A 1693-nucleotide genomic window follows, 5' to 3' on the forward strand; every position below is an offset into this window, starting at 1 on the left:
TAATGTCAGCCTGACCATCTGGGATGCCGGCGGCGCGGATCTGATCGACGCCTCCGATCTTGGCAGCAACAGCCGGATCGACCTGCGCCCGGGGCAGTATTCCACCATCGGAAGCCTTGAGAACAATGTCGCCATGGCCGCCGCGGTCCGGGTAGACGGGCGCACCGTCAACCTGATCGAGGACGCCTGGGGCGGGGTCGGCAATGACCATCTGATCGGCAATGGCGCCCCCAATACGCTGGTCGGCAACGCCGGGCGTGACACGCTGGCCGGGGCACGCAACAGCGATGTGCTGATCGGCGGGCAGGGCAGCGACCGGCTACAGGGCGGCAAAGGCCATGACCTGCTGGAGGGCGGGCGCGGACGCGACACGCTGAAAGGCGGCGCCGGGCAAGATACGCTGGAAGGCGGCGGCGGCAATGACCGCATGGTCGGGGGACGGGGCGCGGATGTCTTTGTGTTCTCACGAGGGGCCGATGTGGTGATTGATTTTCAGGGCAACGACCGGATCGACATGGCTGCTGCCACCGGGGTGCTGGATTTTGCCGATCTGCGCGAGGATCACCTTGAGGAAGACGGCGCGAATCTGGTGATCCGGGATCAGGACGGCCAGTCCCTGACCCTGCTCAACACGGCATTCGGTGATCTTGCGGCGGATGATTTCCTGTTCTGAGGGCGCCTCGGACCGCCGCCTTCAGCACCGATCCCTCTATCGCCAGACCTTCTGTCAGAAGATGAAAGCATCAGCCGGCAGGCCCCTGTCCTCAATCTGCAGGGATGCGCTCTGCTGGGCTCCCCTGCGCGCACGCTGCCAGAGCGCGCTTCTCTTATAATCTGCCCTCCCCTCAGTGTCCCGGATATCCCACGGTGGAGGGACAAAGAGGCGGATTTCTGACGCCTCTGTTCCAGGTGCGGATCTCTGCCCGCCATGGGTACCGCCGCGCAGCCGTCCTTGCGGGGTGCTGCACCGTGCCCCTTTTCCCTGAGTGACCCAAGGGAATGCCGCCTCTGGCAAAAAATCTACTATTGCGCGATCTTTATCTACAATATGCACGTTTAACGTGAGTCTTGTTTCATTACAGATGGAAAGCAGATCCCATGCCGTTATATCAGGATTACCGCGCCCTTTTGGTCAGCAACACCGATGGCTGGCACGACGGGGATGACACGATCTCTTATGGCTTTGTGAGCCAGGTGCCAGGCTATTACCCCTATGACCCGGTCTTTGACGACTATGCTGTCAGGGCAGGCTATATCCCGGCCAGCGCCTCTGTTGCGATGGATGCGCGGCAACAGGCGCTGATGCTACAGTCAGTGGCAGCCTGGAACGAGGTCGCCAATGTCAATCTCACCCCTGCCGGACCCGGGGATGTGCTGGATATCGCCTTTGCCAGCTACGGGTTTGACAACACCGGTCTCTTTGGCTTTGTCGCCAATTTTCCCGATGCAGATGATCTGGGCACGGAGACCTCTATGGCCGGGGATCTCTGGATCAACAGCAGCAACCCCAATCAATATGTGCCGGGCATCGGCCCGATACTGGGGCATACCAGCTGGAACACCTATCTGCACGAGCTGGGCCATGCGCTGGGGCTGCGTCATCCCAATGAGCAGCCCAGCGACGCGGCCACCAACGGCCAGTTCACGGTGATGTCCTATGTCGCCCATCCGGGCGAGGCGGATCTGAGCTATA

At 61.4% G+C, this 1693-nt stretch carries 2 protein-coding genes; both read left to right on the forward strand.

The genetic code is table 11. The features are described 5' to 3' along the window. The coding region (locus WLQ66_RS18775; protein ID WP_340547864.1) for a M10 family metallopeptidase C-terminal domain-containing protein at positions 1-673 on the forward strand (673 nt) is incomplete at its 5' end. A gap of 425 nt (positions 674-1098) precedes the next feature. After that, a partial coding sequence (locus tag WLQ66_RS18780) for a zinc metalloprotease (RefSeq protein ID WP_506546822.1) occupies positions 1099-1693 on the forward strand: 595 nt, incomplete at its 3' end.

Source organism: Phaeobacter sp. A36a-5a (assembly GCF_037911135.1).
GTDB classification, from domain to species: Bacteria; Pseudomonadota; Alphaproteobacteria; order Rhodobacterales; family Rhodobacteraceae; genus Phaeobacter; species Phaeobacter bryozoorum.